Genomic DNA, 24,196 nt, shown 5'->3' with positions numbered 1-24,196 from the left:
GATGACTACCCAGGCTGTTTCTGGTCGCCGTTATTTCACCAAGGCATGGCTGCTGGAACAAAAATCGCTGATTGCCCTGCTGGTGCTGATCGCGATTGTGTCCACCATGAGCCCGAACTTTTTCACCGTTAATAACCTGTTCAACATTCTTCAGCAGACTTCTGTAAACGCCATTATGGCGGTCGGGATGACGCTGGTGATTTTGACGTCGGGGATCGACCTGTCCGTTGGTTCCTTGCTGGCGCTCACCGGTGCGATTGCGGCTTCAATTGTAGGGATTGAGGTCAACGCGCTGGTGGCCGTGGCTGCGGCACTGGCAGCAGGTGCGGCGATTGGTGCCGTGACCGGCGTGATTGTGGCGAAAGGCCGCGTCCAGGCGTTCATTGCCACGCTGGTAATGATGCTGCTGCTGCGCGGTGTGACCATGGTTTACACCAACGGCAGCCCGGTGAACACCGGCTTTACGGATAACGCCGATCTGTTTGGCTGGTTCGGTATCGGTCGCCCGCTGGGTATCCCGACGCCGGTCTGGATCATGGCTATCGTCTTCCTGGCGGCGTGGTACATGCTGCATCACACCCGTCTGGGACGCTATATCTATGCGCTGGGCGGTAACGAAGCGGCGACTCGCCTTTCTGGTATCAGCGTCAATAAAGTCAAAATTATTGTGTATTCCCTGTGCGGCTTGCTGGCGTCACTGGCGGGCATCATCGAAGTGGCGCGTCTCTCTTCTGCGCAGCCTACGGCGGGTACAGGTTATGAGCTGGACGCCATTGCGGCGGTGGTGCTGGGCGGTACGAGTCTTGCCGGCGGTAAAGGACGCATTGTTGGGACATTGATCGGCGCACTGATCCTCGGTTTCCTGAATAATGGTTTGAATTTGTTAGGTGTTTCCTCCTATTACCAGATGATCGTTAAAGCGGTAGTGATTTTGCTGGCGGTACTGGTAGACAACAAAAAACAGTAACTGACGACACTACAGGACATCTTAGATATGAACATGAAAAAACTGGCTACCCTGGTTTCTGCTGTGGCGCTGAGCGCAACCGTAAGTGCTAACGCAATGGCGAAAGACACCATCGCGCTGGTGGTCTCAACGCTGAACAACCCGTTCTTTGTCTCTCTGAAGGATGGCGCGCAGAAAGAAGCGGACAAACTGGGTTATAACCTGATTGTACTGGACTCCCAGAACAACCCGGCGAAAGAGCTGGCTAACGTTCAGGACTTAACCGTTCGTGGCACCAAAATCCTGCTGATTAACCCAACCGATTCCGACGCTGTGGGTAACGCCGTGAAAATGGCAAACCAGGCGAAAATCCCGGTGATCACCCTGGACCGTCAGGCATCTAAAGGTGATGTCGTCAGCCACATTGCGTCTGACAACGTTCTGGGCGGCAAAATCGCCGGTGATTACATCGCGAAGAAAGCTGGTGAAGGCGCGAAAGTTATCGAATTGCAGGGTATCGCCGGTACTTCCGCTGCCCGTGAACGTGGCGAAGGCTTCCAGCAGGCTGTTGCAGCACACAAATTTAACGTTCTGGCCAGCCAGCCTGCCGACTTCGACCGTACTAAAGGTCTGAACGTGATGCAGAACTTGCTGACCGCACACCCTGATGTCCAGGCCGTATTCGCACAGAATGACGAAATGGCGCTGGGTGCGCTGCGTGCTCTGCAAACTGCCGGTAAATCTGATGTGATGGTTGTCGGGTTTGACGGTACTCCGGATGGTGAAAAAGCAGTAAATGATGGCAAACTGGCTGCGACCATCGCTCAGCTGCCTGAGCAGATTGGCGCAACAGGTGTTCAGACTGCTGATAAAGTGCTGAAGGGCGAAAAGGTTCAGGCAAAATATCCAGTTGACCTGAAACTGGTCATCAAGCAGTAATATGCGATTCAGGCCGTCACTGGCGGCCTGATGGACAAAATACAAAGAAAAGTGTGGCATACGCCACCGGTTAATCCCGGTGGCGCTCTCAGATGGACACCTCATACATGAAAACCGCTGGCAACCTCGTTGTTCTTGGCAGTATCAATGCCGATCACATTCTTAACCTTGAATCTTTCCCGACACCCGGTGAAACCGTCACGGGTAATCAGTACCAGGTGGCATTTGGCGGCAAAGGCGCAAACCAGGCCGTTGCTGCCGGGCGCAGCGGCGCACATATTGCGTTTATTGCCTGCACGGGTGATGACGATACGGGTGAGCGTGTACGTAAACAGCTGGCAAGCGATAACATCGACATTGCGCCAGTGAGCGTGGTGGCCGGGGAATCAACCGGCGTAGCGCTGATTTTCGTTAATGCGGAAGGTGAGAATGTCATCGGTATTCATGCAGGGGCTAACGCGGCGCTGACAACCGAACGCGTTGAGGCGCAGCGCGAAATTATTGCCAGTGCAGAAGCATTGTTGATGCAGCTGGAGTCCCCAGTGGAAAGCGTACTGGCTGCGGCCCAGATTGCGCATGAAAATCATACCACCGTCGTACTTAATCCGGCGCCTGCCCGTGTATTATCAGATGAGCTCCTGGCGCTGGTGGATATCATTACCCCTAACGAAACCGAAGCCGAAAAGCTGACCGGTATTCGTGTGGAAAATGACGACGATGCGGCGCGTGCGGCGAAAGCGCTGCACGAAAAAGGTATCAGCAACGTTATCATTACCCTCGGCAGCCGCGGTGTGTGGGCCAGCGTCAACGGTGAAGGCCGCCGCGTACCGGGCTTTAAGGTTAAAGCCATTGATACCATTGCGGCCGGAGACACCTTTAACGGTGCGCTGGTGACGGCGTTGCTGGAAGGTAAAGCGCTGGATGAGGGCATTCGTTTTGCTCATGCCGCTGCCGCTATCGCGGTCACCCGCAAAGGTGCGCAGCCTTCCGTTCCGTGGCGTAAAGAGATCGATGAATTCTTAAGTCAGCAGGGGTAACGCTTGGCCACAATGAAAGATGTCGCCCGCATGGCGGGCGTTTCTACTTCTACTGTCTCCCACGTTATCAATAACGATCGCTTTGTCAGCGAGGCGATTCGGGAAAAAGTCGAAGCCGCGGTAAAAGATCTCAACTATGCGCCGTCGGCGCTGGCTCGTAGTCTGAAGCTCAACCAGACCCGTACCATCGGGATGCTCATTACCGCCAGTACCAACCCGTTTTATTCCGAACTTGTGCGTGGCGTAGAGCGTAGTTGCTTTGAGCGCGGCTACAGCCTGGTGTTGTGTAATACCGAAGGCGACGAGCAGCGCATGAACCGTAACCTTGAAACGCTGATGCAAAAACGCGTCGACGGGTTACTGCTGCTGTGTACCGAAACGCATCAGCCCTCAAAAGAGATTATTCAGCGCTACCCTTCTATTCCTACGGTGATGATGGATTGGGCACCGTTCGACGGCACCAGCGATCTGATTCAGGATAACTCGCTGCTGGGTGGTGATATGGCAACGCAATACCTGATCGATAAAGGCTATACCAGCATTGCCTGTATCACGGGGCCACTGGATAAAACGCCGGCCCGTTTACGTCTTGAAGGATATCTCTCCGCAATGGCGCGGGCAGGGCTTTCCATTCCTGAGGGATATTGCATTACCGGCGACTTTGAATTTAACGGCGGGTTAGAGGCCATGCAAAAGCTGCTGGCACAGGCACAACGTCCGCAGGCGGTATTTATTGGCAACGATGCGATGGCATTTGGTGCTTATCAGGCGTTGTATCAGGCCGGGTTGAGTATTCCAGGCGATATGGCGGTGATCGGTTACGATGATATCGAACTGGCCAGCTACATGACCCCACCGCTGACCACTATTCATCAGCCAAAAGATGAACTGGGGGAGCTGGCCATTGATGTGCTGATCCATCGTATGGCGCAGCCCGCACTGCAACAGCAACGTTTGCAGCTTACTCCTGTTCTGATGGAACGGGGTTCGGTTTAACCTTTGGTTTGTGGCGTTCTTTGATCAGGTTTCGGCCATCTTTGGGTTTTAGCAACATAAAGACCAGCGCAGAGACAACGGTAAGCGCGCCCATCGTGATAAAGGTGTAATGGAATTGCTCGACGGTGTTTGCGCTGTCGAATCCTTCATAGAACCGCAGTACCGCCGCACTCACGGCAACCCCCAGGCTTATCGACAACTGTTGAGTAACCGCCAGCACGCTATTCCCGCTGCTGGCGTTCTCATCTGTCAGGTCTGCCAGCGTGATGGTATTCATCGAAGTGAACTGCGTAGACATCGCCATCCCCAGAACAAACAGCGGCAGGATGAGCATCCAGACCGGTAATGCTGCGGATTGCAGCGAGAACTGTGCAATCATCAGGCCGATAAATACGGTCACACCAACCAGCGTCTTACGATAACCGCACCAGCGCAGCACCTGTGTCACGGTTGATTTGGCCAGAATCGACCCCATTGCCGTGGGCGCCATCATGCAGCCAGCAATCAATGCCGGGTAACCAAAACCGACCTGCAACATCAACGGCATCAGAAAGGGAACGCAACCTGTACCCAGCCGCGAGGCAATGTTTCCGGCAACACCCACTGAAAACGTTCGAGTATTAAAGAGAGACAACGAGATAAGTGGCGTCGGGTGGCGGCGTGCATGACGTATATAAAGAAGCAAAAGCAGAATGCCGCTGAGAATAATGGATACCGCTATCCACGTTGCCACGATCTTCTCGCCAAACAACTCCATCCCGCTGGAGAACAGTACCAGGCTTAGGCCAAACAGGAAAAAGCCCCCCATATCAAAGCTGCGTTTGGGGGTGGTGAAGTCCGGCATATATTTGCGGGCATAGAGAAGCCCTGTGATACCAATCGGAATGTTAATCAGGAATATCCAGTGCCAGCTTGCCCAGGTCACAAGCACGCCGCCCAGGACCGGGCCCAGGATCGGGCCTACTAGCCCAGGCATGGTAACGAAGTTAAGCACGGGAAGCAGTTCGCTGCGCGGATAGGCCCGTAACAGCGCCAGGCGTGCCACAGGCATCATCATCGCCCCGCCAACTCCCTGAAGTACGCGAAAGATTACCAGCTGCGTTAAGGATGTAGAAAGCGCACAGGCCAGGGAGCCGAGGGTAAACAAGGTCACGGCCAGCATAAAGATTTTGCGGGTGCCGAAGCGATCTGCCAGCCAGCCGCTGACCGGGATAAGCATCGCCACCGTCAGGGTATAACTGATAATGGCCGACTGCATTGCCAGCGGAGAACGGTTAAGACTGTGGGCAATCGCAGGGAGAGCGGTGTTAAGGATGGTGGCATCCAGTGCCTGCATAAAGAACGCCATGGCTGCAATCCACGGCAATCCGGCCATGCTGCGTGCTTTTTTCTCGGTCATTTATTTTCCTGCTGGTGGTTTGGCGCTGCCAGCAATGCCTGACATGCACTCTGGGCGCGTTGCCCGTCACTGTCCTGAATCGCATCAACAATGGCCTGATGCAGATCCAGCTTCACCACTTCATCTTGTGTAATTGAGGTGAAGTAGGTGTGATAAACCGAATGGAACAGAGAAGCAAACGAGGTCAGGAACGGATTACCGCTCATATAATAGATGTGCTCATGCCAGGCCATGTCCACTTCAACCCAGCGTTCGCGATTGAAGTGCTTCTTCAGGAAGACCATCTCTTCCATTAAGGTATTCAGCTCCGCTTTTTGTTCTGCACTACCGAGCGTGGCGGCAAGCAGGCACGCCTGAGGTTCAAGACTGCTGCGCATTACCAGGAAATGATCAACAACCTGATGGAAGTTATCTTCCGTCATCCACCAGGAGAGCAGCTCCTGGTCGAGGAAATTCCAGTTACCCTGAGGCATAACGCGAGTCCCTATGCGCGGGCGTGGCAATACCATCCCTTTTGCCGTCAATGTTTTCACTGCTTCGCGAACGGCAGTACGGCTTACCCCAAACTGCTCACCCAGTTCCATTTCGCCTGGCAGGATACAACCAGGGGCATATTTACCCGCTAAGATCAGCTGAGCCAGCTTTTCTGCCAACACATACGATAAGTTTTTTTGTGCTGCCAGCTGTTGTGCGCTTAAGGGCATCGCTCTTATTCCTTAATTGTTCATGCTGGTAAGTATGCCACCTGGAGTGTGATTGTGGTTGCAAATACATCAAATAGAACAATTTGTAGCTTGATTTAGTATGTTTTGGTGAAAAAAAACACGGTCAGAAACTTTTTTTAAATTTCCTCTTGTCACTTCAGAATAACTCCCTATAATGCGCCTCCACTGACACGGAACAACGGCTTACAAGCCGCCGGGTTAGCGGGGTTCAGAGATGAACGCCAACAGAGAAAAGCGAAAATAAATGCTTGACTCTGAATGAGGAAAGCGTAATATACGCCACCTCGCAACGGTGAGCTGAAAGCCACGTTGCACTGCTCTTTAACAATTTATCAGACAATCTGTGTGGGCACTCAAAGTGACATGGATTCTTAACGTCGCAAGACGAAAAATGAATACCAAGTCTCTGAGTGAACATACGTAATTCATTACGAAGTTTAATTCACGAGCATCAAACTTAAATTGAAGAGTTTGATCATGGCTCAGATTGAACGCTGGCGGCAGGCCTAACACATGCAAGTCGAGCGGTAACACAGGGAGCTTGCTCCTGGGTGACGAGCGGCGGACGGGTGAGTAATGTCTGGGAAACTGCCTGATGGAGGGGGATAACTACTGGAAACGGTAGCTAATACCGCATAACGTCGCAAGACCAAAGAGGGGGACCTTCGGGCCTCTTGCCATCAGATGTGCCCAGATGGGATTAGCTAGTAGGTGGGGTAATGGCTCACCTAGGCGACGATCCCTAGCTGGTCTGAGAGGATGACCAGCCACACTGGAACTGAGACACGGTCCAGACTCCTACGGGAGGCAGCAGTGGGGAATATTGCACAATGGGCGCAAGCCTGATGCAGCCATGCCGCGTGTATGAAGAAGGCCTTCGGGTTGTAAAGTACTTTCAGCGAGGAGGAAGGCATTAAGGTTAATAACCTTGGTGATTGACGTTACTCGCAGAAGAAGCACCGGCTAACTCCGTGCCAGCAGCCGCGGTAATACGGAGGGTGCAAGCGTTAATCGGAATTACTGGGCGTAAAGCGCACGCAGGCGGTCTGTCAAGTCGGATGTGAAATCCCCGGGCTCAACCTGGGAACTGCATTCGAAACTGGCAGGCTAGAGTCTTGTAGAGGGGGGTAGAATTCCAGGTGTAGCGGTGAAATGCGTAGAGATCTGGAGGAATACCGGTGGCGAAGGCGGCCCCCTGGACAAAGACTGACGCTCAGGTGCGAAAGCGTGGGGAGCAAACAGGATTAGATACCCTGGTAGTCCACGCCGTAAACGATGTCGACTTGGAGGTTGTTCCCTTGAGGAGTGGCTTCCGGAGCTAACGCGTTAAGTCGACCGCCTGGGGAGTACGGCCGCAAGGTTAAAACTCAAATGAATTGACGGGGGCCCGCACAAGCGGTGGAGCATGTGGTTTAATTCGATGCAACGCGAAGAACCTTACCTACTCTTGACATCCAGAGAACTTAGCAGAGATGCTTTGGTGCCTTCGGGAACTCTGAGACAGGTGCTGCATGGCTGTCGTCAGCTCGTGTTGTGAAATGTTGGGTTAAGTCCCGCAACGAGCGCAACCCTTATCCTTTGTTGCCAGCGGTTCGGCCGGGAACTCAAAGGAGACTGCCAGTGATAAACTGGAGGAAGGTGGGGATGACGTCAAGTCATCATGGCCCTTACGAGTAGGGCTACACACGTGCTACAATGGCATATACAAAGAGAAGCGACCTCGCGAGAGCAAGCGGACCTCATAAAGTATGTCGTAGTCCGGATTGGAGTCTGCAACTCGACTCCATGAAGTCGGAATCGCTAGTAATCGTAGATCAGAATGCTACGGTGAATACGTTCCCGGGCCTTGTACACACCGCCCGTCACACCATGGGAGTGGGTTGCAAAAGAAGTAGGTAGCTTAACCTTCGGGAGGGCGCTTACCACTTTGTGATTCATGACTGGGGTGAAGTCGTAACAAGGTAACCGTAGGGGAACCTGCGGTTGGATCACCTCCTTACCTTAAAGAACCTGCCTTTGTAGTGCTCACACAGATTGTCTGATGAAAAGTAAATAGCAAGGCGTCTTGCCGAAGCAGACTTCAGTGTCCCCTTCGTCTAGAGGCCCAGGACACCGCCCTTTCACGGCGGTAACAGGGGTTCGAATCCCCTAGGGGACGCCACTTGCTGGTTTGTGAGTGAAAGTCGCCGACCCCCGTATCTCAAAACTGACTCAGTGAGTCATGTTTGAGATATTTGCTCTTTAAAAATCTGGATCAAGCTGAAAATTGAAACGACACACCTTAAGTGGTGTGTTCGAGTCTCTCAAATTTTCGCAATTTGATGATGAATCGAAAGAAACATCTTCGGGTTGTGAGGTTAAGCGACTAAGCGTACACGGTGGATGCCCTGGCAGTCAGAGGCGATGAAGGACGTGCTAATCTGCGATAAGCGCCGGCGAGGTGATATGAACCTTTGACCCGGCGATTTCCGAATGGGGAAACCCAGTGTGTTCCGACACACTATCGTTAAGTGAATACATAGCTTAACGAAGCGAACCGGGGGAACTGAAACATCTAAGTACCCCGAGGAAAAGAAATCAACCGAGATTCCCCCAGTAGCGGCGAGCGAACGGGGAGCAGCCCAGAGTCTGAATCAGCTTGTGTGTTAGTGGAACGGTCTGGAAAGTCCGGCGATACAGGGTGATAGCCCCGTACACGAAAGCACACAGGTTGTGAACTCGAAGAGTAGGGCGGGACACGTGGTATCCTGTCTGAATATGGGGGGACCATCCTCCAAGGCTAAATACTCCTGACTGACCGATAGTGAACCAGTACCGTGAGGGAAAGGCGAAAAGAACCCCGGCGAGGGGAGTGAAAAAGAACCTGAAACCGTGTACGTACAAGCAGTGGGAGCACCTTCGTGGTGTGACTGCGTACCTTTTGTATAATGGGTCAGCGACTTATATTCTGTAGCAAGGTTAACCGTATAGGGGAGCCGAAGGGAAACCGAGTCTTAACTGGGCGTTAAGTTGCAGGGTATAGACCCGAAACCCGGTGATCTAGCCATGGGCAGGTTGAAGGTTGGGTAACACTAACTGGAGGACCGAACCGACTAATGTTGAAAAATTAGCGGATGACTTGTGGCTGGGGGTGAAAGGCCAATCAAACCGGGAGATAGCTGGTTCTCCCCGAAAGCTATTTAGGTAGCGCCTCGTGAATTCATCTTCGGGGGTAGAGCACTGTTTCGGCTAGGGGGCCATCCCGGCTTACCAACCCGATGCAAACTACGAATACCGAAGAATGTTATCACGGGAGACACACGGCGGGTGCTAACGTCCGTCGTGAAGAGGGAAACAACCCAGACCGCCAGCTAAGGTCCCAAAGTCATGGTTAAGTGGGAAACGATGTGGGAAGGCACAGACAGCCAGGATGTTGGCTTAGAAGCAGCCATCATTTAAAGAAAGCGTAATAGCTCACTGGTCGAGTCGGCCTGCGCGGAAGATGTAACGGGGCTAAACCATGCACCGAAGCTGCGGCAGCGACGCTTATGCGTTGTTGGGTAGGGGAGCGTTCTGTAAGCCGTTGAAGGTGTCCTGTGAGGGGTGCTGGAGGTATCAGAAGTGCGAATGCTGACATAAGTAACGATAATGCGGGTGAAAAGCCCGCACGCCGGAAGACCAAGGGTTCCTGTCCAACGTTAATCGGGGCAGGGTGAGTCGACCCCTAAGGCGAGGCCGAAAGGCGTAGTCGATGGGAAACAGGTTAATATTCCTGTACTTGGTGTTACTGCGAAGGGGGGACGGAGAAGGCTATGTTAGCCGGGCGACGGTTGTCCCGGTTTAAGCATGTAGGCGGAGAGTTTAGGTAAATCCGGACTCTTTTTAACGCTGAGGTGTGATGACGAGGTACTACGGTACTGAAGTAACAAATGCCCTGCTTCCAGGAAAAGCCTCTAAGCATCAGGTAACATCAAATCGTACCCCAAACCGACACAGGTGGTCAGGTAGAGAATACCAAGGCGCTTGAGAGAACTCGGGTGAAGGAACTAGGCAAAATGGTGCCGTAACTTCGGGAGAAGGCACGCTGATGTGTAGGTGAAGCCCCTGCGGGTGGAGCTGAAATCAGTCGAAGATACCAGCTGGCTGCAACTGTTTATTAAAAACACAGCACTGTGCAAACACGAAAGTGGACGTATACGGTGTGACGCCTGCCCGGTGCCGGAAGGTTAATTGATGGGGTTAGCGGCAACGCGAAGCTCTTGATCGAAGCCCCGGTAAACGGCGGCCGTAACTATAACGGTCCTAAGGTAGCGAAATTCCTTGTCGGGTAAGTTCCGACCTGCACGAATGGCGTAATGATGGCCAGGCTGTCTCCACCCGAGACTCAGTGAAATTGAACTCGCTGTGAAGATGCAGTGTACCCGCGGCAAGACGGAAAGACCCCGTGAACCTTTACTATAGCTTGACACTGAACACTGGTCCTTGATGTGTAGGATAGGTGGGAGGCTTTGAAGCGTGGACGCCAGTCTGCGTGGAGCCGACCTTGAAATACCACCCTTTAATGGCTGGTGTTCTAACGTAGACCCGTAATCCGGGTTGCGGACAGTGTCTGGTGGGTAGTTTGACTGGGGCGGTCTCCTCCCAAAGAGTAACGGAGGAGCACGAAGGTTAGCTAATCCTGGTCGGACATCAGGAGGTTAGTGCAATGGCATAAGCTAGCTTGACTGCGAGAGTGACGGCTCGAGCAGGTGCGAAAGCAGGTCATAGTGATCCGGTGGTTCTGAATGGAAGGGCCATCGCTCAACGGATAAAAGGTACTCCGGGGATAACAGGCTGATACCGCCCAAGAGTTCATATCGACGGCGGTGTTTGGCACCTCGATGTCGGCTCATCACATCCTGGGGCTGAAGTAGGTCCCAAGGGTACGGCTGTTCGCCGTTTAAAGTGGTACGCGAGCTGGGTTTAGAACGTCGTGAGACAGTTCGGTCCCTATCTGCCGTGGGCGCTGGAGAATTGAGGGGGGCTGCTCCTAGTACGAGAGGACCGGAGTGGACGCATCACTGGTGTTCGGGTTGTCATGCCAATGGCATTGCCCGGTAGCTAAATGCGGAAAAGATAAGTGCTGAAAGCATCTAAGCACGAAACTTGCCCCGAGATGAGTTCTCCCTGACCCTTTAAGGGTCCTGAAGGAACGTTGAAGACTACGACGTTGATAGGTCGGGTGTGTAAGCGTAGCGATACGTTGAGCTAACCGATACTAATGAACCGTGAGGCTTAACCTTACAACGCCGAAGCTGTTTCGGCGGTTGAGAGACAGAATATTTTCAGCTTTGATACAGATTAACAGAATTTGCCTGGCGGCTTTAGCGCGGTGGTCCCACCTGACCCCATGCCGAACTCAGAAGTGAAACGCCGTAGCGCCGATGGTAGTGTGGGGTCTCCCCATGTGAGAGTAGGGAACTGCCAGGCATCAATTAAGTGAAGAGGCCATCCGCAAGGATGGCCTTTTTGCGTTTCTGAACCATCGAATTTTGTAGGTCGGGTAAGGCGAAGCCGCCACCCGGCAAGTCAGGCCGCACTCCATGTCATAATAAACTCTGCAATCCCGTCCACATCATTCAAATCAAGAACCGGTACTGGCAGGTCTAACCCTATATCGCTGGCCACTGCAATAACATGTTCATCCAGCGTTAATTCAGCGATATCGTGCCCCGCATCGCGTCTGAAAAGCAGTATTTTCGGTACTGCTTCATGTTTAAATCCTTCCACCAGGACCAAATCCAGCAACGAATGATCCATCCGGCTGACCAGATAAGCGAGATCCAGCGGTGCCTCATCAGGCGTTTCAGTCATTAATGCCCAGCGCTGGGTACTTGCCACCATCGTCTGCGCTGCACCTGCTTTGCGAAGTTCGTAACTGTCTTTACCGGGTTTATCTACGTCCATATTGTGATGAGTATGTTTGATTAACCCCGGGCGGATCCCTTTATCGCAAAGGGCAGGTATCAGTTTTTTCAGGAGTGTGGTTTTACCTGTTCCACTCCAGGCTGAAATGGCCAAAATCGGTGTCATCGTTTCACCTGCATCAGCTGAAGATCTTCCGTTGTGTTCACATTGATAAACGCCGACTTCAAATCGCTAAAATCAACAGAATGCCCGCCAGACTGGCGCATAAATACCATCACTCGCCTTTCACCCGCCGCAAGATAAGTTTGCAGGTCATGGACTAACGCTTTGTTAATTAATGCAATTGTTGGATGATCCCGTTCACCATCATGTACCCAGACAACGGGTGATACGCCTCGTTGCATCGCCATGCGCTCAACAAGGCAAGACGGAATAAAAGGCGTATCACACGAGCAAAAAAGAAACCACTCCCCCTGAGATTGCTGCATCACCGAGAGCATTCCAGCCAAAGGACCCGGGTAATCAGCAAGCTTATCCTGATAGATTGCAAATCCGCTACGCTCATAAATATCGATATTGCGGTTAGCGCTAATGGCGATTGATGCGACCTGGCCTGACAGAGTGTCGGCGACATGTTTCCATAAGGGCTTACCGTTTAGCTCCTCAAGCCCCTTATCTTTCCCTCCCATACGCGTTGCTCTTCCGCCTGCCAGAACGACACCGGTAATTTCCTGATATCGATTCACGAATATCGCCTCTTTTATTGTGGGATTGACCCTGCTAACGTGTCTTTCTAAATGAAAGGAGCACCACCATGAAATGTAAACGTCTGAATGAAGTTATTGAACTCCTCCAGCCGGCCTGGCAAAAAGAGCCAGAGCTGAACCTGATGCAATTTTTGCAGAAACTGGCGAAAGAGTCAGGTTATGACGGTGAATTGACAGACCTTTCTGATGACATCCTGATCTATCACCTTAAAATGCGCGACTCTGCAAAAGATGCTGTTATTCCGGGTATTCAGAAAGATTATGAGGAAGATTTTAAAACCGCATTACTGCGCGCACGTGGCGTAATTAAAGAGTAAAAGCTTGTAAGCGGCGACTCCGAAATCGCCACAAGATGATATCCTGAATCATTCGTATATTTTCCGGATGATCGGATGAACGACCAGGCTTTTACTTTCCAGACATTGCACCCGGATACCATTATGGATGCCCTTTTTGAGCAGGGTATTCGGGTGGATTCCGGGTTAACTCCCTTAAATAGCTACGAAAACCGCGTCTATCAATTTCAGGACGAGGATCGGCAGCGTTTTGTCGTTAAATTTTATCGCCCCGAGCGCTGGTCCGCGGAGCAAATCCAGGAAGAACATCAGTTTGCCCACGATCTGCTGGAGGACGATGTCCCTGTTGCCGCGCCGCTGAAATTCAATAACCAGACGTTGCTCACTCACCAGGGATTCTACTTTGCTGTATTTCCCAGCCTGGGTGGCCGCCAGTTCGAAGCCGACAATATCGATCAAATGGAATGGGTTGCGCGTTATCTTGGGCGAATCCATCAGACTGGCCGTAAAAAACCGTTTATTGCTCGCCCGACCATGGGCATTCAGGAATATCTTCAGGAGCCACGTCAGGTATTCGAATCGTCAGCACTTATCCCGGCAATGCTGAAAGATAATTTCCTCGCTGCGACGGATAAACTAATCGATGCGGTGAAGTCATGCTGGCGCGACGATATTCCAGTGCTTCGTCTGCATGGGGATTGCCATGCCGGTAATATTCTCTGGCGTGATGGCCCACTGTTTGTTGACCTGGACGATGCCCGAATGGGGCCAGCCGTTCAGGATCTGTGGATGCTGCTCAATGGGGACAAAGCCGAGCAGCGTATGCAGCTTGAAACCATCATTGAAGCTTATGAAGAGTTTAGTCCCTTTAATTCAGACGAAATTGCCCTGATTGAACCTTTACGTGCGATGCGTTTTGTTTATTATCTCGCATGGTTAATCAGGCGTTGGGATGACCCCGCATTTCCCCGAAATTTCCCGTGGCTTACCGGGGAGGATTACTGGCGCAACCAGATATCCACATTTACCGAGCAGGTTAAGGTTCTTCAGGAACCCCCTCTGCAATTAACGCCGATGTATTAATTGGACACACCCAGGAGAAAGTTGATCATGAAAAAAATTTGGCTGGCGCTGGCAGGTATGATTCTGGCATTTAGCGCTTCTGCTGCTCAGTTTACTGACGGCAAGCAGTTCATCACGCTCGAGAAGCCAGTAGCGGGTGAGCCACAGGTTCTGGAGTTCTTTTCGTTCTATTGCCCGCACTGCTATGAGTTTGAGCAGGTGCTGCATGTTTCTGACAACGTGAAGAAAAAGCTGCCGGAAGGCACCAAAATGACCAAGTACCACGTTGAGTTCCTGGGCCCATTGGGCAAAGACCTGACTCAGGCGTGGGCGGTTGCCATTGCCCTGGGTGTGGAAGACAAGATCACCTCCCCAATGTTTGAAGCTGTGCAGAAAACCCAGACTGTGCAAACGACTGCTGATATCCGTAAAGTATTCGTTGATGCGGGTGTGAAGGGCGAAGATTATGACGCGGCCTGGAACAGCTTCGTGGTGAAATCTCTGGTTGCTCAGCAAGAGAAAGCGGCAGCCGACCTGCAATTGCAGGGTGTTCCGGCGATGTATGTTAACGGCAAATACCAGCTGAACATGCAGGGCATGGATACCAGCAGCATGGATATCTTCGTACAACAGTATGCCGATACCGTGAAATATCTGGTTGAGAAGAAGTAAGAAAAAAACGCCGGTCAGTGACCGGCGTTTTTATATGAAGATTTTATGTTGTTTATCTGCTCGTCTTTATCTTTCCAGAGTGTATTGAGCCAAAGCTGGAAACGACGTTTGAAATTCTTATCGTTAACGTAATCACCATGCAGCTCTGCATCCACAGGCACCAGATCGACCCGCACCACAATCCGCGTTAATTTGCCGCTGAGCATATCGTAGAATGGCGTCTTATCGTTTTCCGGATAGCATAAGGTGACGTTAAGCAGCTTATCGAACTGTTCCCCTAATACGTTAAGCGCCATCGCAATTCCTGCGGCCTTCGGTGGTAATAAGTTCTGATAAGGTGAGCGCGTTTGCTGGCGTTTTTCTTCAGTAAAACGCGAGCCTTCAACAAAGTTAACGATGGTCGTCGGATGCGCCCGAAACTTTTCGCATGAGCGGCGCGTGGTTTCTACATCTTTACCGCGGCGTTCTGGATGGCGGATCAGATAGCTGCGCGAATAGCGCTTCATAAACGGCATATCCAGCGCCCAACAGGCCAGACCAATAAAAGGAACCCAGGCTAGCTGCTGTTTCAGGAAGTATTTGTTCATTGGGATATGTTTGCGGAACAACACGCATAAAATCACGATATCTGCCCAGCTATGGTGATTGCAGATAAGCAAATACCAGTTCTTTTTGTTCAGTCTGTCCAGACCTTCAACATCCCACTTCAGGCGGGGATTCAGGTAAAGCAGTATGGCCAAACCTTCGCACCAGCAGTACATCATAAAATTACAAAATGTAGAAACCGCGCGCCAGACTGCGGGAACAGGCAACAGCAGTTTAATTATTCCGGCGACAATAATCGGCACCGAACAGGCGATGGTAACCAGAATAGTTAAAATGATGCTTAACAGTAATGTTATCGCAGCAAGTAATCTCAACATAATGAGCATTTTCAGATAGTTATCTATAAGGTGCGGCCGGTTTCCGGCGCTGGGCGCTGATTTTACCAGAAAACAGACACAATAATGGCGCTTTCATACCGCGAGCCTGAGGCTTTTACTCAGCAGCAGACGATTCCACTATGATGGTGGGAATGGCAAGGCTTATATCCACATGGAGTAAATTGTCATCAGTTGACGAAAGAGATCCCGGATCAATAATCAACTAACTGATATTAAATATAAAAATAGAATGTGGTATATAATTTTCATGGCTGTTATTCATATGAAGCAAAAATATGCACAAACTTATCCACAGATTGAAATTTGCGAGCGATCCTCACGATCGCAAAATCTTTTCCTGTTATCAGCGCTAAAAACTGATGTTTTCATCCTTCTGTGGCATCCTTTACCCATAAATTGATTAAAGGCACGGACATTATGGTTCAGATCCCAGAAAACCCTCTTATTCTCGTCGACGGCTCTTCTTACCTGTATCGGGCGTATCATGCGTTTCCTCCTCTGACCAATAGCGCAGGAGAGCCTACCGGCGCGATGTATGGCGTGTTAAACATGCTGCGCAGCCTGATCCTTCAGTATCAACCGACCCATGCGGCCGTTGTTTTTGATGCGAAGGGCAAAACCTTCCGTGATGAATTATTCGAAGACTACAAGTCTCATCGTCCGCCAATGCCTGACGATCTGCGCGCACAAATAGAACCGCTGCACACGATGGTGAAAGCGATGGGTCTGCCGCTGCTGGCGGTGTCCGGGGTAGAGGCTGATGACGTAATCGGCACGCTGGCGCGTGAAGCCGAAAAACTGGGCCGTCCCGTGCTTATCAGCACCGGCGATAAAGATATGGCGCAGCTGGTGACGCCAGGGATCACCCTGATTAACACCATGACGAACACCATTCTGGGGCCAGAAGAAGTTGTCACCAAATACGGTGTGCCGCCCGAACTGATCATCGATTTCCTTGCCTTAATGGGCGACTCCTCCGATAACATTCCGGGCGTACCGGGTGTGGGTGAAAAGACGGCTCAGGCGTTGTTGCAGGGGCTTGGCGGACTGGACACGCTTTATGGCGAATCAGATAAAATCGCGAGCCTGACATTCCGCGGCGCGAAGACGATGGCGGCTAAGCTTGAGCAAAATAAAGATCTGGCTTACCTCTCTTATAAACTGGCAACCATCAAAACTGACGTTGAGCTGGAGCTGGGTTGCGAGCAACTTGAAGTGCAGCAACCGTCAGCGGACGATCTGCTCAGTCTGTTTAAAAAATACGAATTCAAACGCTGGACGACAGACGTCGAAGCAGGCAAATGGATGCAGGCGAAGGGTGCTAAACCTGCGGCAAAACCAACAGAAACCCTCGAAGTTGAGGTTGAATTAGAAGAAGAGCCGGTGAGCGCCCTGTCTTCTGAACACTATGAAACCCTACTTGAAGAAGCGCAGTTAATTGCGTGGATTGAAAAGCTGAAGAAGGCACCGGTCTTCGCGTTCGATACTGAGACCGACAGCCTCGACAACATCTCAGCCAATATGGTTGGTCTCTCGTTTGCAACGGAGCCGGGCCTGGCTGCGTATGTCCCTGTGGCACACGACTACCTGGACGCACCGGATCAAATTCCTCGCGAGCGCGTGCTGGAATTGCTCAAACCTCTCCTTGAAGACGAAAAAGTCCTTAAGGTGGGGCAAAACCTCAAATATGACCGTGGCATCCTGCAAAACTACGGTATTGAGCTGCGCGGTATTGCCTTTGACACCATGCTGGAATCCTACATTCTGGACAGCGTTGCAGGCCGTCACGATATGGACTCCTTGTCCGATCGCTGGCTGAAGCACAAAACCATTACCTTTGAAGAGATTGCCGGTAAGGGTAAAAACCAGCTGACCTTTAACCAGATTGCGCTGGAAGAAGCAGGCCGCTATGCGGCAGAAGATGCCGACGTAACGCTGCAACTGCATCTGAAGATGTGGCCAAAGCTTCAGAAGAACGAAGGCCCGCTGAGCGTATTCCAGCATATCGAAATGCCGCTGGTGCCGGTGCTGTCCCGTATTGAACGCAACGGCGTGAAAATCGACCCAACGGTGCTGCATAACCACTCAGGTGAGCTGGCGCAACGTCTTACCGAGCTTGAGCAAAAAGCGCATGAGCTTGCCGGCGAGGCGTTTAACCTGTCATCGCCGAAACAGCTGCAAACTATCCTGTTTGAAAAACAGGGCATCAAGCCATTGAAGAAAACCCCAGGCGGCGCACCATCGACCTCTGAAGAAGTGCTTGAGGAGTTGGCGCTGGATTATCCGCTGCCAAAAGTGATCCTCGAGTATCGTGGGCTTGCGAAGCTTAAATCGACCTATACCGATAAGCTACCATTGATGATTAACCCGAAAACAGGGCGTGTGCATACCTCCTATCATCAGGCGGTTGCTGCGACCGGGCGACTTTCATCGACCGATCCAAACCTGCAAAACATCCCGGTTCGTAATGAAGAGGGGCGTCGTATTCGCCAGGCGTTTATTGCCCCGGATGATTACCTGATTGTCTCTGCGGACTACTCGCAAATTGAACTGCGTATTATGGCGCATCTGTCGCGTGATAAAGGTTTGCTGACTGCATTTGCCGAAGGGAAGGATATTCACCGCGCTACCGCAGCAGAGGTGTTTGGCCTGCCGCTAGAAAGCGTGACGAACGAGCAGCGCCGTAGTGCAAAAGCGATCAACTTCGGTCTGATTTATGGCATGAGCGCATTCGGGCTTTCGCGTCAGCTCAACATTCCGCGTAAAGAGTCGCAGAAGTATATGGATCTCTACTTCGAGCGTTACCCGGGTGTGCTGGACTATATGGAGCGTACTCGCGCCCAGGCGAAAGAGAAAGGCTACGTTGAAACTCTGGAGGGCCGTCGTCTTTATCTGCCGGACATCAAATCCAGCAATGCAGCCCGCCGTGCTGGCGCAGAGCGTGCAGCGATCAATGCCCCGATGCAAGGTACCGCAGCTGACATCATTAAACGTGCAATGATTGCCGTTGATGCCTGGCTGGAACACGAGAAACCGCGTGTGCGCATGATCATGCAGGTGCACGATGAACTGGTGTTCGAAGTGCATAAAGATGACCTGGCTGCTGTGTCGAAAAAGATCCACGAACTGATGGAAAGCAGCATGAAACTGGATGTGCCATTGCTGGTGGAAGTGGGCAGTGGGGAAAACTGGGATCAAGCTCACTAAGGGTCAGGTGAATAACGTGCTTTTTATGTAACTTAGCAACATAACCAGGTGCGTTTTGTGATGATCATTAGAATTCCCTATGTAAAGAATGAAAAAAAACTACGAAAAGTGCTTTTTCGATCGATAAAAAAAGAGTAGAGTTAACGACGTAGGGTACAGAGGTAAGATGTTCTATCTTTCAGACCTTTTACTTCACGTAATCGGATTTGGCTGAATATTTTAGCCGCCCCAGTCAGTAATGACTGGGGCGTTTTTTATTGTGCCAAAGAAAATTGCGGGCAAAAAAAAGCGCGGTCATTGCCGCGCGCGTTATTACTCTTCTTCCGCTTCTGTCGCGGGCTCCAGCTCGTTGAACCAGCTATCAAGCTTCTGACGCAGTTTGTCGACACCTTGCTTTTTCAGCGAGGAGAATGGCTCAACCTGCACATCGCCATTAAACGCCAGTACCGCTTCGCGAACCATATTCACTTGTGCTTTACGTGCGCCGCTCGCCAGTTTATCGGCTTTCGTCAGCAGCACGAGCACCGCAATATCACTCGCCACGGCCCAGTCGATCATTTGCTGATCGAGGTCTTTCAATGGATGGCGAATATCCATCAGAACCACAAGACCTTTAAGACACAGGCGTTTTTCCAGGTATTCACCCAGCGCACGTTGCCATTTGATTTTCATCTCTTCCGGTACTTGCGCGTAACCATAGCCTGGCAAGTCGACCAGACGTTTACCGTCAGCCACTTCAAACAGGTTGATCAACTGAGTACGGCCAGGCGTTTTTGACGTACGCGCCAGGCTTTTCTGATTGGTCAGCGCATTCAGGGCGCTGGATTTCCCCGCATTGGAGCGGCCAGCAAATGCAACTTCAATCCCTGTATCAGAAGGTAAGTGGCGAATATCAGGCGCACTGGTAACAAAATGCGTCTGTTGGTAGTTCCAGGTAGTCACGTGGTCGTCTCCAGAAATCGTAATCTGTGGGGGATTATACCTGAATGCGGGCAAAAGGCTTTTCTCATCGTAATAACCCTGTAGGCCATAACCGCAGACGGTGTAGGAGATCTGCCATAGATGCTATGGGAGATCTCAGAGAAATCGCAGGTGTTAAAAAACACAAACCATTTAAAATCATAAAGTTAATTATGGGTAATTTTCTTAAAATCCACTTTTGTACCTTTCTGTTGCTTGTTAGTTTAATGGAACAAGGTAAAGTGTGCGGCAAGGCGAGGATGCCAACAGGATAACGACTTAAGGATAAGGGTCAGGAGCGCCAGGAGGCGAAGACTCAGGATTGTCAGGATGACAAGCGCCTGGAGGCGTTTAAAACAGGAAAGGGAACCGTATCACGGACGGTATCTGCCAAAGGATAAAACAGGGTTCGTTGTAGGCAAACAAGGAATGTCTGACCCGTTAAGGGTTGTGAGTCAGGAAAAAAGGCGACAGATTGCTCTGTCGCCTTTTTTCTTTGCTTGCTTTCTGCTAGATTTCGCCGCAATTCTATACTGAAGAAAACGACTTAAAGATAAAACATCATGAAAAAACCGACCTCCGTAGCGGGCGCAAAACGCCCTGCAAAAGCACGCCGCAAAACGCGCGAAGAACTGAACCAGGAAGCGCGCGATCGTAAACGCGATAAAAAGCATCGTGGTCATGCTGCGGGCAGCCGTGCGAACGGTAGCGGTGAATCGTCCTCTTCTGCGAAAAACAAGCAGCAGAAAGATCCGCGTATCGGCAGTAAAACTCCCATTCAACTGGGCGTGACAGACACCCCGGTCACTAAGCAGCACAAACCAAAGAGCGAGAAACCTATGCTTTCACCGCAGGCTGAGCTGGATATGCTGGAGAATGATGAGCGCCTGGACGCGCTGCTGGAACGTCTTGAAGAGGGAGAGGCCCTGACCGCTGAAGAACAGTCGTGGGTTGATGCCAAACTGGATCGTATCGATGAGCTAATGCAGAAACTTGGTCTGTCTTACGACGATGAAGATGACGAAGAAGAAGAAGAGAAGCAGGAAGATATGATGCGTCTTCTGAAGGGTGGAAACTAACATTTGCACCCGGCAGGTACGACAGTCCTGCTTATAACCCTTCCGGTTATATGTTATCTGGTGTGGTTATTCGTTAAACTACGGCGGTTGTCGCGGCGACATAAGTGGCTGCGCACCCGAATGATGGCCCGCAATGGGGCCAGAACGGGCCGCCGTATACGAACGCGACACCAACGGAAGGAGTGAGTATGTCTGTACCATCTATCGACTGGGATTTGGCCCTAATCCAGAAATATAACTATTCCGGGCCACGCTATACGTCATACCCAACCGCGCTGGAGTTCACCGATACATTCGGTGAGCCTGAATTTCTTCAGGCTGTTGCCCGCTATCCTGAGCGCCCGCTTTCGCTCTACGTCCATATTCCGTTCTGCCATAAGCTCTGCTACTTCTGTGGCTGCAATAAAATTGTTACCCGCCAGCAGCACAAGGCCGATCAATATCTGGATGCACTTGAACAGGAAATCCTGCATCGTGCGCCGCTCTTTGCCGGACGCCACGTCAGCCAGTTGCACTGGGGTGGCGGTACGCCAACTTATCTGAACAAAGCACAAATCAGCCGACTGATGGCGTTGCTGCGCGGTAACTTCAATTTTAACGATGACGCTGAAATTTCGATCGAGGTCGATCCACGTGAAATTGAGCTGGATGTACTGGATCACTTACGCGCTGAAGGTTTTAACCGCCTGAGTATGGGCGTGCAGGATTTCAACAAAGAAGTGCAGCGTCTGGTGAACCGTGAGCAGGATGAAGACTTTATCTTTGCCTTGCTGAACCATGCGCGTGATATCGGCTTTACGTCGACCAACATTGACCTGATTTACGGCCTGCCAAAACAGACGCCAGAGAGCTTCGCCTTTACGCTGAAGCGTGTGGCTGAGCTCAATCCCGATCGCCTGAGTGTCTTTAACTATGCGCACCTGCCAACGTTGTTCGCCGCGCAGCGCAAAATCAAGGATGCGGATCTACCTTCTGCCCAGCAGAAGCTGGATATTTTGCAGGAAACCATCACTTCGCTGACCGATACCGGTTATCAGTTTATTGGTATGGATCACTTTGCCCGCCCGGACGATGAGCTGGCGATTGCCCAGCGTGAAGGTGTGCTGCACCGCAACTTCCAGGGCTACACCACCCAGGGCGACACCGATTTACTGGGGATGGGCGTTTCAGCCATCAGCATGATTGGCGACTGCTACGCGCAGAACCAGAAAGAGTTAAAGCAGTACTACCAGCAGGTCGATGACACAGGTAATGCGCTGTGGCGCGGTATCGCGTTAACGCGGGATGACTGTATTCGCCGTGATGTGATTAAGGCGCTTATCTGTAATTTCCGTCTCGATTTCAGTGCGACAGAAGTGCAGTGGGATCTGGTATTTAACGAGTACTTTGCGGAAGACCTGAAGCTGCTTGCTCCGCTGGCGAAGGATGGGCTGGTGGATATTTCGGAGAGTGCGATTGAGGTTACGCCGAAAGGGCGTTTGTTGATTCGTAATATCTGCATGTGCTTCGACGCGTATTTGCGTCAGAAAGCGCGTCTGCAACAGTTCTCGCGGGTGATTTAATACGCGCAGAATTGCGTCAAAATGTAGGCCGGGTAAGGCGAAGCCGCCACCGCCACCCGGCATTTACATTCAAGCCCGCTAGCTAAACAGCCCAACCAGCGCCGCACACAATACAGCAGCAACGGCGGTTTGTGGCGTGTGGCTTTCGGCTGCTCCGCTCGAGAGCAAATTCACTAATGATTCCAGCATGATGGTCCCCCCAATTTCCGGGCACGATCATACAAAACTCATCGGAACAGTAAAGCGCAAAATAACGGCAATTTGCGCTCAATTAGTAATCTTTACACAGCGGTAAAAATCACTCCATTCCCAGCTCTTTCAGCTTACGTGTCAGGGTATTGCGTCCCCATCCCAGTAAACGAGCCGCTTCCTGTTTATGGCCCTGAGTATGACGAAGCGCAGTGGTTAACAACGTGCGTTCCATTTCTGGCTGAGCCTCTGAAAGCAGATTTTGATGACCGGATCGTAGCGCGCGATCCGCCCATTGCGCCAGAAGTGTCGCCCAGCTGTCCGGCAGCGCATGTCCGGTGCTGCTTTCTGGAGCGGTGGCTTCGAACAGCTCTCCTGGTAAATCCTGAATCAGCACTTCCTGACCGGCGGCCATGACCGTCAACCAGCGACAGGTATTTTCAAGCTGACGCACGTTGCCAGGCCAGGCCAGGCGGGTGAGGGCGGCATCGGTCTCCGGGTGGAGCAATTTGGCCTCCACACCCAGCTCACGCGCGGCAACCTGGAGGAAGTGGCGCGCCAGACGAGGGATATCCTCGCGACGCTCGCGCAGCGGTGGCAGGTGAACGCGGATCACGTTAAGACGATGGAACAAGTCTTCACGGAATTTGCCCTCCTGAACGCGCTGCTCAAGGTTCTGGTGCGTTGCGGCAATAATACGCACGTCTACTTTTACGGGAGCATAACCCCCAACACGGTAGAACTGCCCATCAGCCAGCACGCGAAGCAGGCGGGTCTGAACATCCAGCGGCATATCGCCGATTTCATCCAGGAAAAGGGTCCCGCCGTCAGCCTGTTCAAAGCGACCCTGGCGAATAGTGTTTGCGCCGGTAAATGCCCCTTTTTCATGGCCGAACAGTTCTGACTCAATCAAATCTTTCGGGATCGCCGCCATGTTCAGAGCGATAAACGGTGCTTTCGCACGCGGGCTATGCCGGTGTAGCGCATGGGCAACCAGCTCTTTACCGGTTCCCGATTCGCCGTTAATCAATACGCTAATGGAAGAACGGGACAAACGACCGATAATGCGAAAAACGTCCTGCATGGCAGGCGCTTCGCCGATGATGTCCGTCGTCGGGCCAAAAACTGGCGCATTACGGGGTTGCTGCTGCTCCTGGTAGTGGCTGATGGCGCGCTCAACCAGGGCTACCGCTTCGTCGATATCAAAGGGTTTTGGCAGATAATCGAATGCCCCTTGCTGGTACGCACTGACGGCGGCATCCAGATCGGAGTGGGCAGTCATTATGATGACCGGAAGCATTGGGTGGCGTTGTTTGATCTGCTTTAAGAGCGCCAGCCCGTCCATGCCCGGCATCCGAATATCTGACAGCAAAACATCCGGGGTTTTGGTGGTGAGTGCATCAAGCACGTCGCTGCCGCTCTCAAACGTCGTGCAGCTTAATCCCGCTCCCGTGAGTGCGCGTTCAAGCACCCAACGGATGGAGCTATCGTCATCGACTACCCAGACTATCCCTCGTTGCATACACGTCA

At 51.8% G+C, this 24,196-nt stretch carries 19 protein-coding genes, 1 tRNA gene and 3 rRNA genes; 15 read left to right on the top strand and 8 right to left on the bottom strand.

Features of this window, described 5'->3' with window-relative positions:
• Position 1 precedes the first annotated feature (1 nt).
• The 4 genes from rbsC (at position 2) to rbsR (ending at position 3,918) form a co-directional block, all read left to right on the top strand.
• Positions 2-967 carry a ribose ABC transporter permease gene (gene rbsC, locus ACT9TW_RS05145; protein WP_119936500.1) on the top strand — a complete coding sequence of 322 codons (966 nt, stop codon included), beginning with the start codon at positions 2-4 and terminating at the stop codon, positions 965-967.
• A gap of 27 nt (positions 968-994) precedes the next feature.
• A complete protein-coding gene (gene rbsB, locus ACT9TW_RS05140; protein ID WP_182063054.1) occupies positions 995-1,885 on the top strand; it encodes a ribose ABC transporter substrate-binding protein RbsB in 891 nt (296 codons plus the stop codon).
• Positions 1,886-1,992: 107 nt separating this feature from the next.
• A complete protein-coding gene (gene rbsK / locus ACT9TW_RS05135) occupies positions 1,993-2,922 on the top strand; it encodes a ribokinase (protein WP_446492680.1) in 930 nt (309 codons plus the stop codon).
• Positions 2,923-2,925: 3 nt separating this feature from the next.
• The gene (gene rbsR, locus ACT9TW_RS05130) at positions 2,926-3,918 is read left to right on the top strand and encodes a ribose operon transcriptional repressor RbsR (protein ID WP_182063053.1); all 993 of its coding nucleotides are present in this window, start codon (positions 2,926-2,928) and stop codon (positions 3,916-3,918) included.
• Here the strand turns inward: rbsR and mdtD are convergent.
• Both mdtD and ACT9TW_RS05120 read right to left on the bottom strand, forming a co-directional pair.
• Positions 3,884-5,317 carry a multidrug transporter subunit MdtD gene (gene mdtD, locus ACT9TW_RS05125; RefSeq protein WP_182063052.1) on the bottom strand — a complete coding sequence of 478 codons (1,434 nt, stop codon included), beginning with the start codon at positions 5,315-5,317 and terminating at the stop codon, positions 3,884-3,886. The genes rbsR and mdtD overlap by 35 nt on opposite strands.
• The gene (locus tag ACT9TW_RS05120; RefSeq protein WP_182063051.1) at positions 5,314-6,021 is read right to left on the bottom strand and encodes a FadR/GntR family transcriptional regulator; all 708 of its coding nucleotides are present in this window, start codon (positions 6,019-6,021) and stop codon (positions 5,314-5,316) included. The genes mdtD and ACT9TW_RS05120 overlap by 4 nt, the downstream gene beginning before the upstream one ends.
• Positions 6,022-6,501: 480 nt before the next feature.
• Between ACT9TW_RS05120 and ACT9TW_RS05115 the strand changes: the two genes are divergently transcribed.
• The 4 genes from ACT9TW_RS05115 (at position 6,502) to rrf (ending at position 11,490) form a co-directional block, all read left to right on the top strand.
• Positions 6,502-8,041 (top strand): 16S ribosomal RNA (locus tag ACT9TW_RS05115).
• A gap of 86 nt (positions 8,042-8,127) precedes the next feature.
• Positions 8,128-8,203 (top strand) — tRNA-Glu (locus tag ACT9TW_RS05110).
• 194 nt (positions 8,204-8,397) lie between these two features.
• A 23S ribosomal RNA gene (locus ACT9TW_RS05105) occupies positions 8,398-11,303 on the top strand.
• Positions 11,304-11,374: 71 nt separating this feature from the next.
• Positions 11,375-11,490: ribosomal RNA gene (gene rrf, locus ACT9TW_RS05100) — 5S ribosomal RNA — on the top strand.
• Together the 16S, 23S and 5S rRNA genes with 1 tRNA gene alongside form the textbook arrangement of a ribosomal RNA operon.
• 99 nt (positions 11,491-11,589) lie before the next feature.
• Here the strand turns inward: rrf and mobB are convergent.
• Both mobB and mobA read right to left on the bottom strand, forming a co-directional pair.
• Entirely contained in the window at positions 11,590-12,093 is a 504-nt protein-coding gene (gene mobB, locus ACT9TW_RS05095; RefSeq protein WP_182063050.1) for a molybdopterin-guanine dinucleotide biosynthesis protein MobB, read from the bottom strand.
• Complete coding sequence (mobA, locus tag ACT9TW_RS05090; RefSeq protein ID WP_182063049.1) at positions 12,090-12,674, bottom strand: molybdenum cofactor guanylyltransferase MobA; 585 nt, start codon at positions 12,672-12,674, stop codon at positions 12,090-12,092. The genes mobB and mobA overlap by 4 nt, the downstream gene beginning before the upstream one ends.
• Positions 12,675-12,742: 68 nt before the next feature.
• Between mobA and ACT9TW_RS05085 the strand changes: the two genes are divergently transcribed.
• The 3 genes from ACT9TW_RS05085 to dsbA all read left to right on the top strand — a co-directional run bounded on the left by ACT9TW_RS05085 (position 12,743) and on the right by dsbA (position 14,725).
• Complete coding sequence (locus ACT9TW_RS05085; RefSeq protein ID WP_014072418.1) at positions 12,743-13,012, top strand: YihD family protein; 270 nt, start codon at positions 12,743-12,745, stop codon at positions 13,010-13,012.
• A 75-nt stretch (positions 13,013-13,087) separates the two neighbouring features.
• Positions 13,088-14,074 (top strand): serine/threonine protein kinase, encoded by a 987-nt coding sequence (locus ACT9TW_RS05080; protein WP_315687369.1) that lies wholly within the window; start codon positions 13,088-13,090, stop codon positions 14,072-14,074.
• 27 nt (positions 14,075-14,101) lie between these two features.
• Positions 14,102-14,725, top strand: coding sequence for a thiol:disulfide interchange protein DsbA (dsbA, locus tag ACT9TW_RS05075; protein ID WP_182063047.1), 624 nt, complete (start codon positions 14,102-14,104; stop codon positions 14,723-14,725).
• Positions 14,726-14,739: 14 nt separating this feature from the next.
• Here the strand turns inward: dsbA and ACT9TW_RS05070 are convergent, their stop codons facing one another.
• Entirely contained in the window at positions 14,740-15,648 is a 909-nt protein-coding gene (locus ACT9TW_RS05070) for an acyltransferase (RefSeq protein WP_395676688.1), read from the bottom strand.
• A gap of 438 nt (positions 15,649-16,086) precedes the next feature.
• Here ACT9TW_RS05070 and polA point away from each other — a divergent pair, with 438 nt between their 5' ends.
• Both polA and ACT9TW_RS05060 read left to right on the top strand, forming a co-directional pair.
• Positions 16,087-18,876, top strand: coding sequence for a DNA polymerase I (polA, locus tag ACT9TW_RS05065; protein ID WP_446491799.1), 2,790 nt, complete (start codon positions 16,087-16,089; stop codon positions 18,874-18,876).
• Between the two features lie 166 nt (positions 18,877-19,042).
• Positions 19,043-19,090, top strand: coding sequence for a spot 42 RNA, inhibition of DNA synthesis (locus tag ACT9TW_RS05060; RefSeq protein ID WP_071892919.1), 48 nt, complete (start codon positions 19,043-19,045; stop codon positions 19,088-19,090).
• Between the two features lie 98 nt (positions 19,091-19,188).
• Here ACT9TW_RS05060 and yihA read toward each other — a convergent pair whose 3' ends face one another.
• Positions 19,189-19,818, bottom strand: a complete 630-nt coding sequence (gene yihA, locus ACT9TW_RS05055) for a ribosome biogenesis GTP-binding protein YihA/YsxC (RefSeq protein ID WP_182063044.1) — start codon at positions 19,816-19,818, stop codon at positions 19,189-19,191.
• A 581-nt stretch (positions 19,819-20,399) separates the two neighbouring features.
• Between yihA and yihI the strand changes: the two genes are divergently transcribed.
• Entirely contained in the window at positions 20,400-20,915 is a 516-nt protein-coding gene (gene yihI / locus ACT9TW_RS05050; protein WP_182063043.1) for a Der GTPase-activating protein YihI, read from the top strand.
• A 188-nt stretch (positions 20,916-21,103) separates the two neighbouring features.
• On the top strand, positions 21,104-22,477 hold the full coding sequence (gene hemN / locus ACT9TW_RS05045) for an oxygen-independent coproporphyrinogen III oxidase (RefSeq protein ID WP_182063042.1): 1,374 nt from the start codon (positions 21,104-21,106) through the stop codon (positions 22,475-22,477).
• 78 nt (positions 22,478-22,555) lie between these two features.
• Here hemN and ACT9TW_RS05040 read toward each other — a convergent pair whose 3' ends face one another.
• Both ACT9TW_RS05040 and glnG read right to left on the bottom strand, forming a co-directional pair.
• Positions 22,556-22,666 (bottom strand): YshB family small membrane protein, encoded by a 111-nt coding sequence (locus ACT9TW_RS05040; RefSeq protein WP_125358805.1) that lies wholly within the window; start codon positions 22,664-22,666, stop codon positions 22,556-22,558.
• 109 nt (positions 22,667-22,775) lie between these two features.
• Positions 22,776-24,188: a nitrogen regulation protein NR(I) gene (glnG, locus tag ACT9TW_RS05035; protein ID WP_182063041.1), complete on the bottom strand. Its 1,413-nt coding sequence runs from the start codon at positions 24,186-24,188 to the stop codon at positions 22,776-22,778.
• Positions 24,189-24,196 lie beyond the last annotated feature (8 nt).

The sequence above is a fragment of the Enterobacter sp. C4G1 genome, assembly GCF_052886895.1.
Note: the sequence above shows the minus strand (reverse complement) of the source record. Positions and strands in the feature narration are given on the sequence as shown.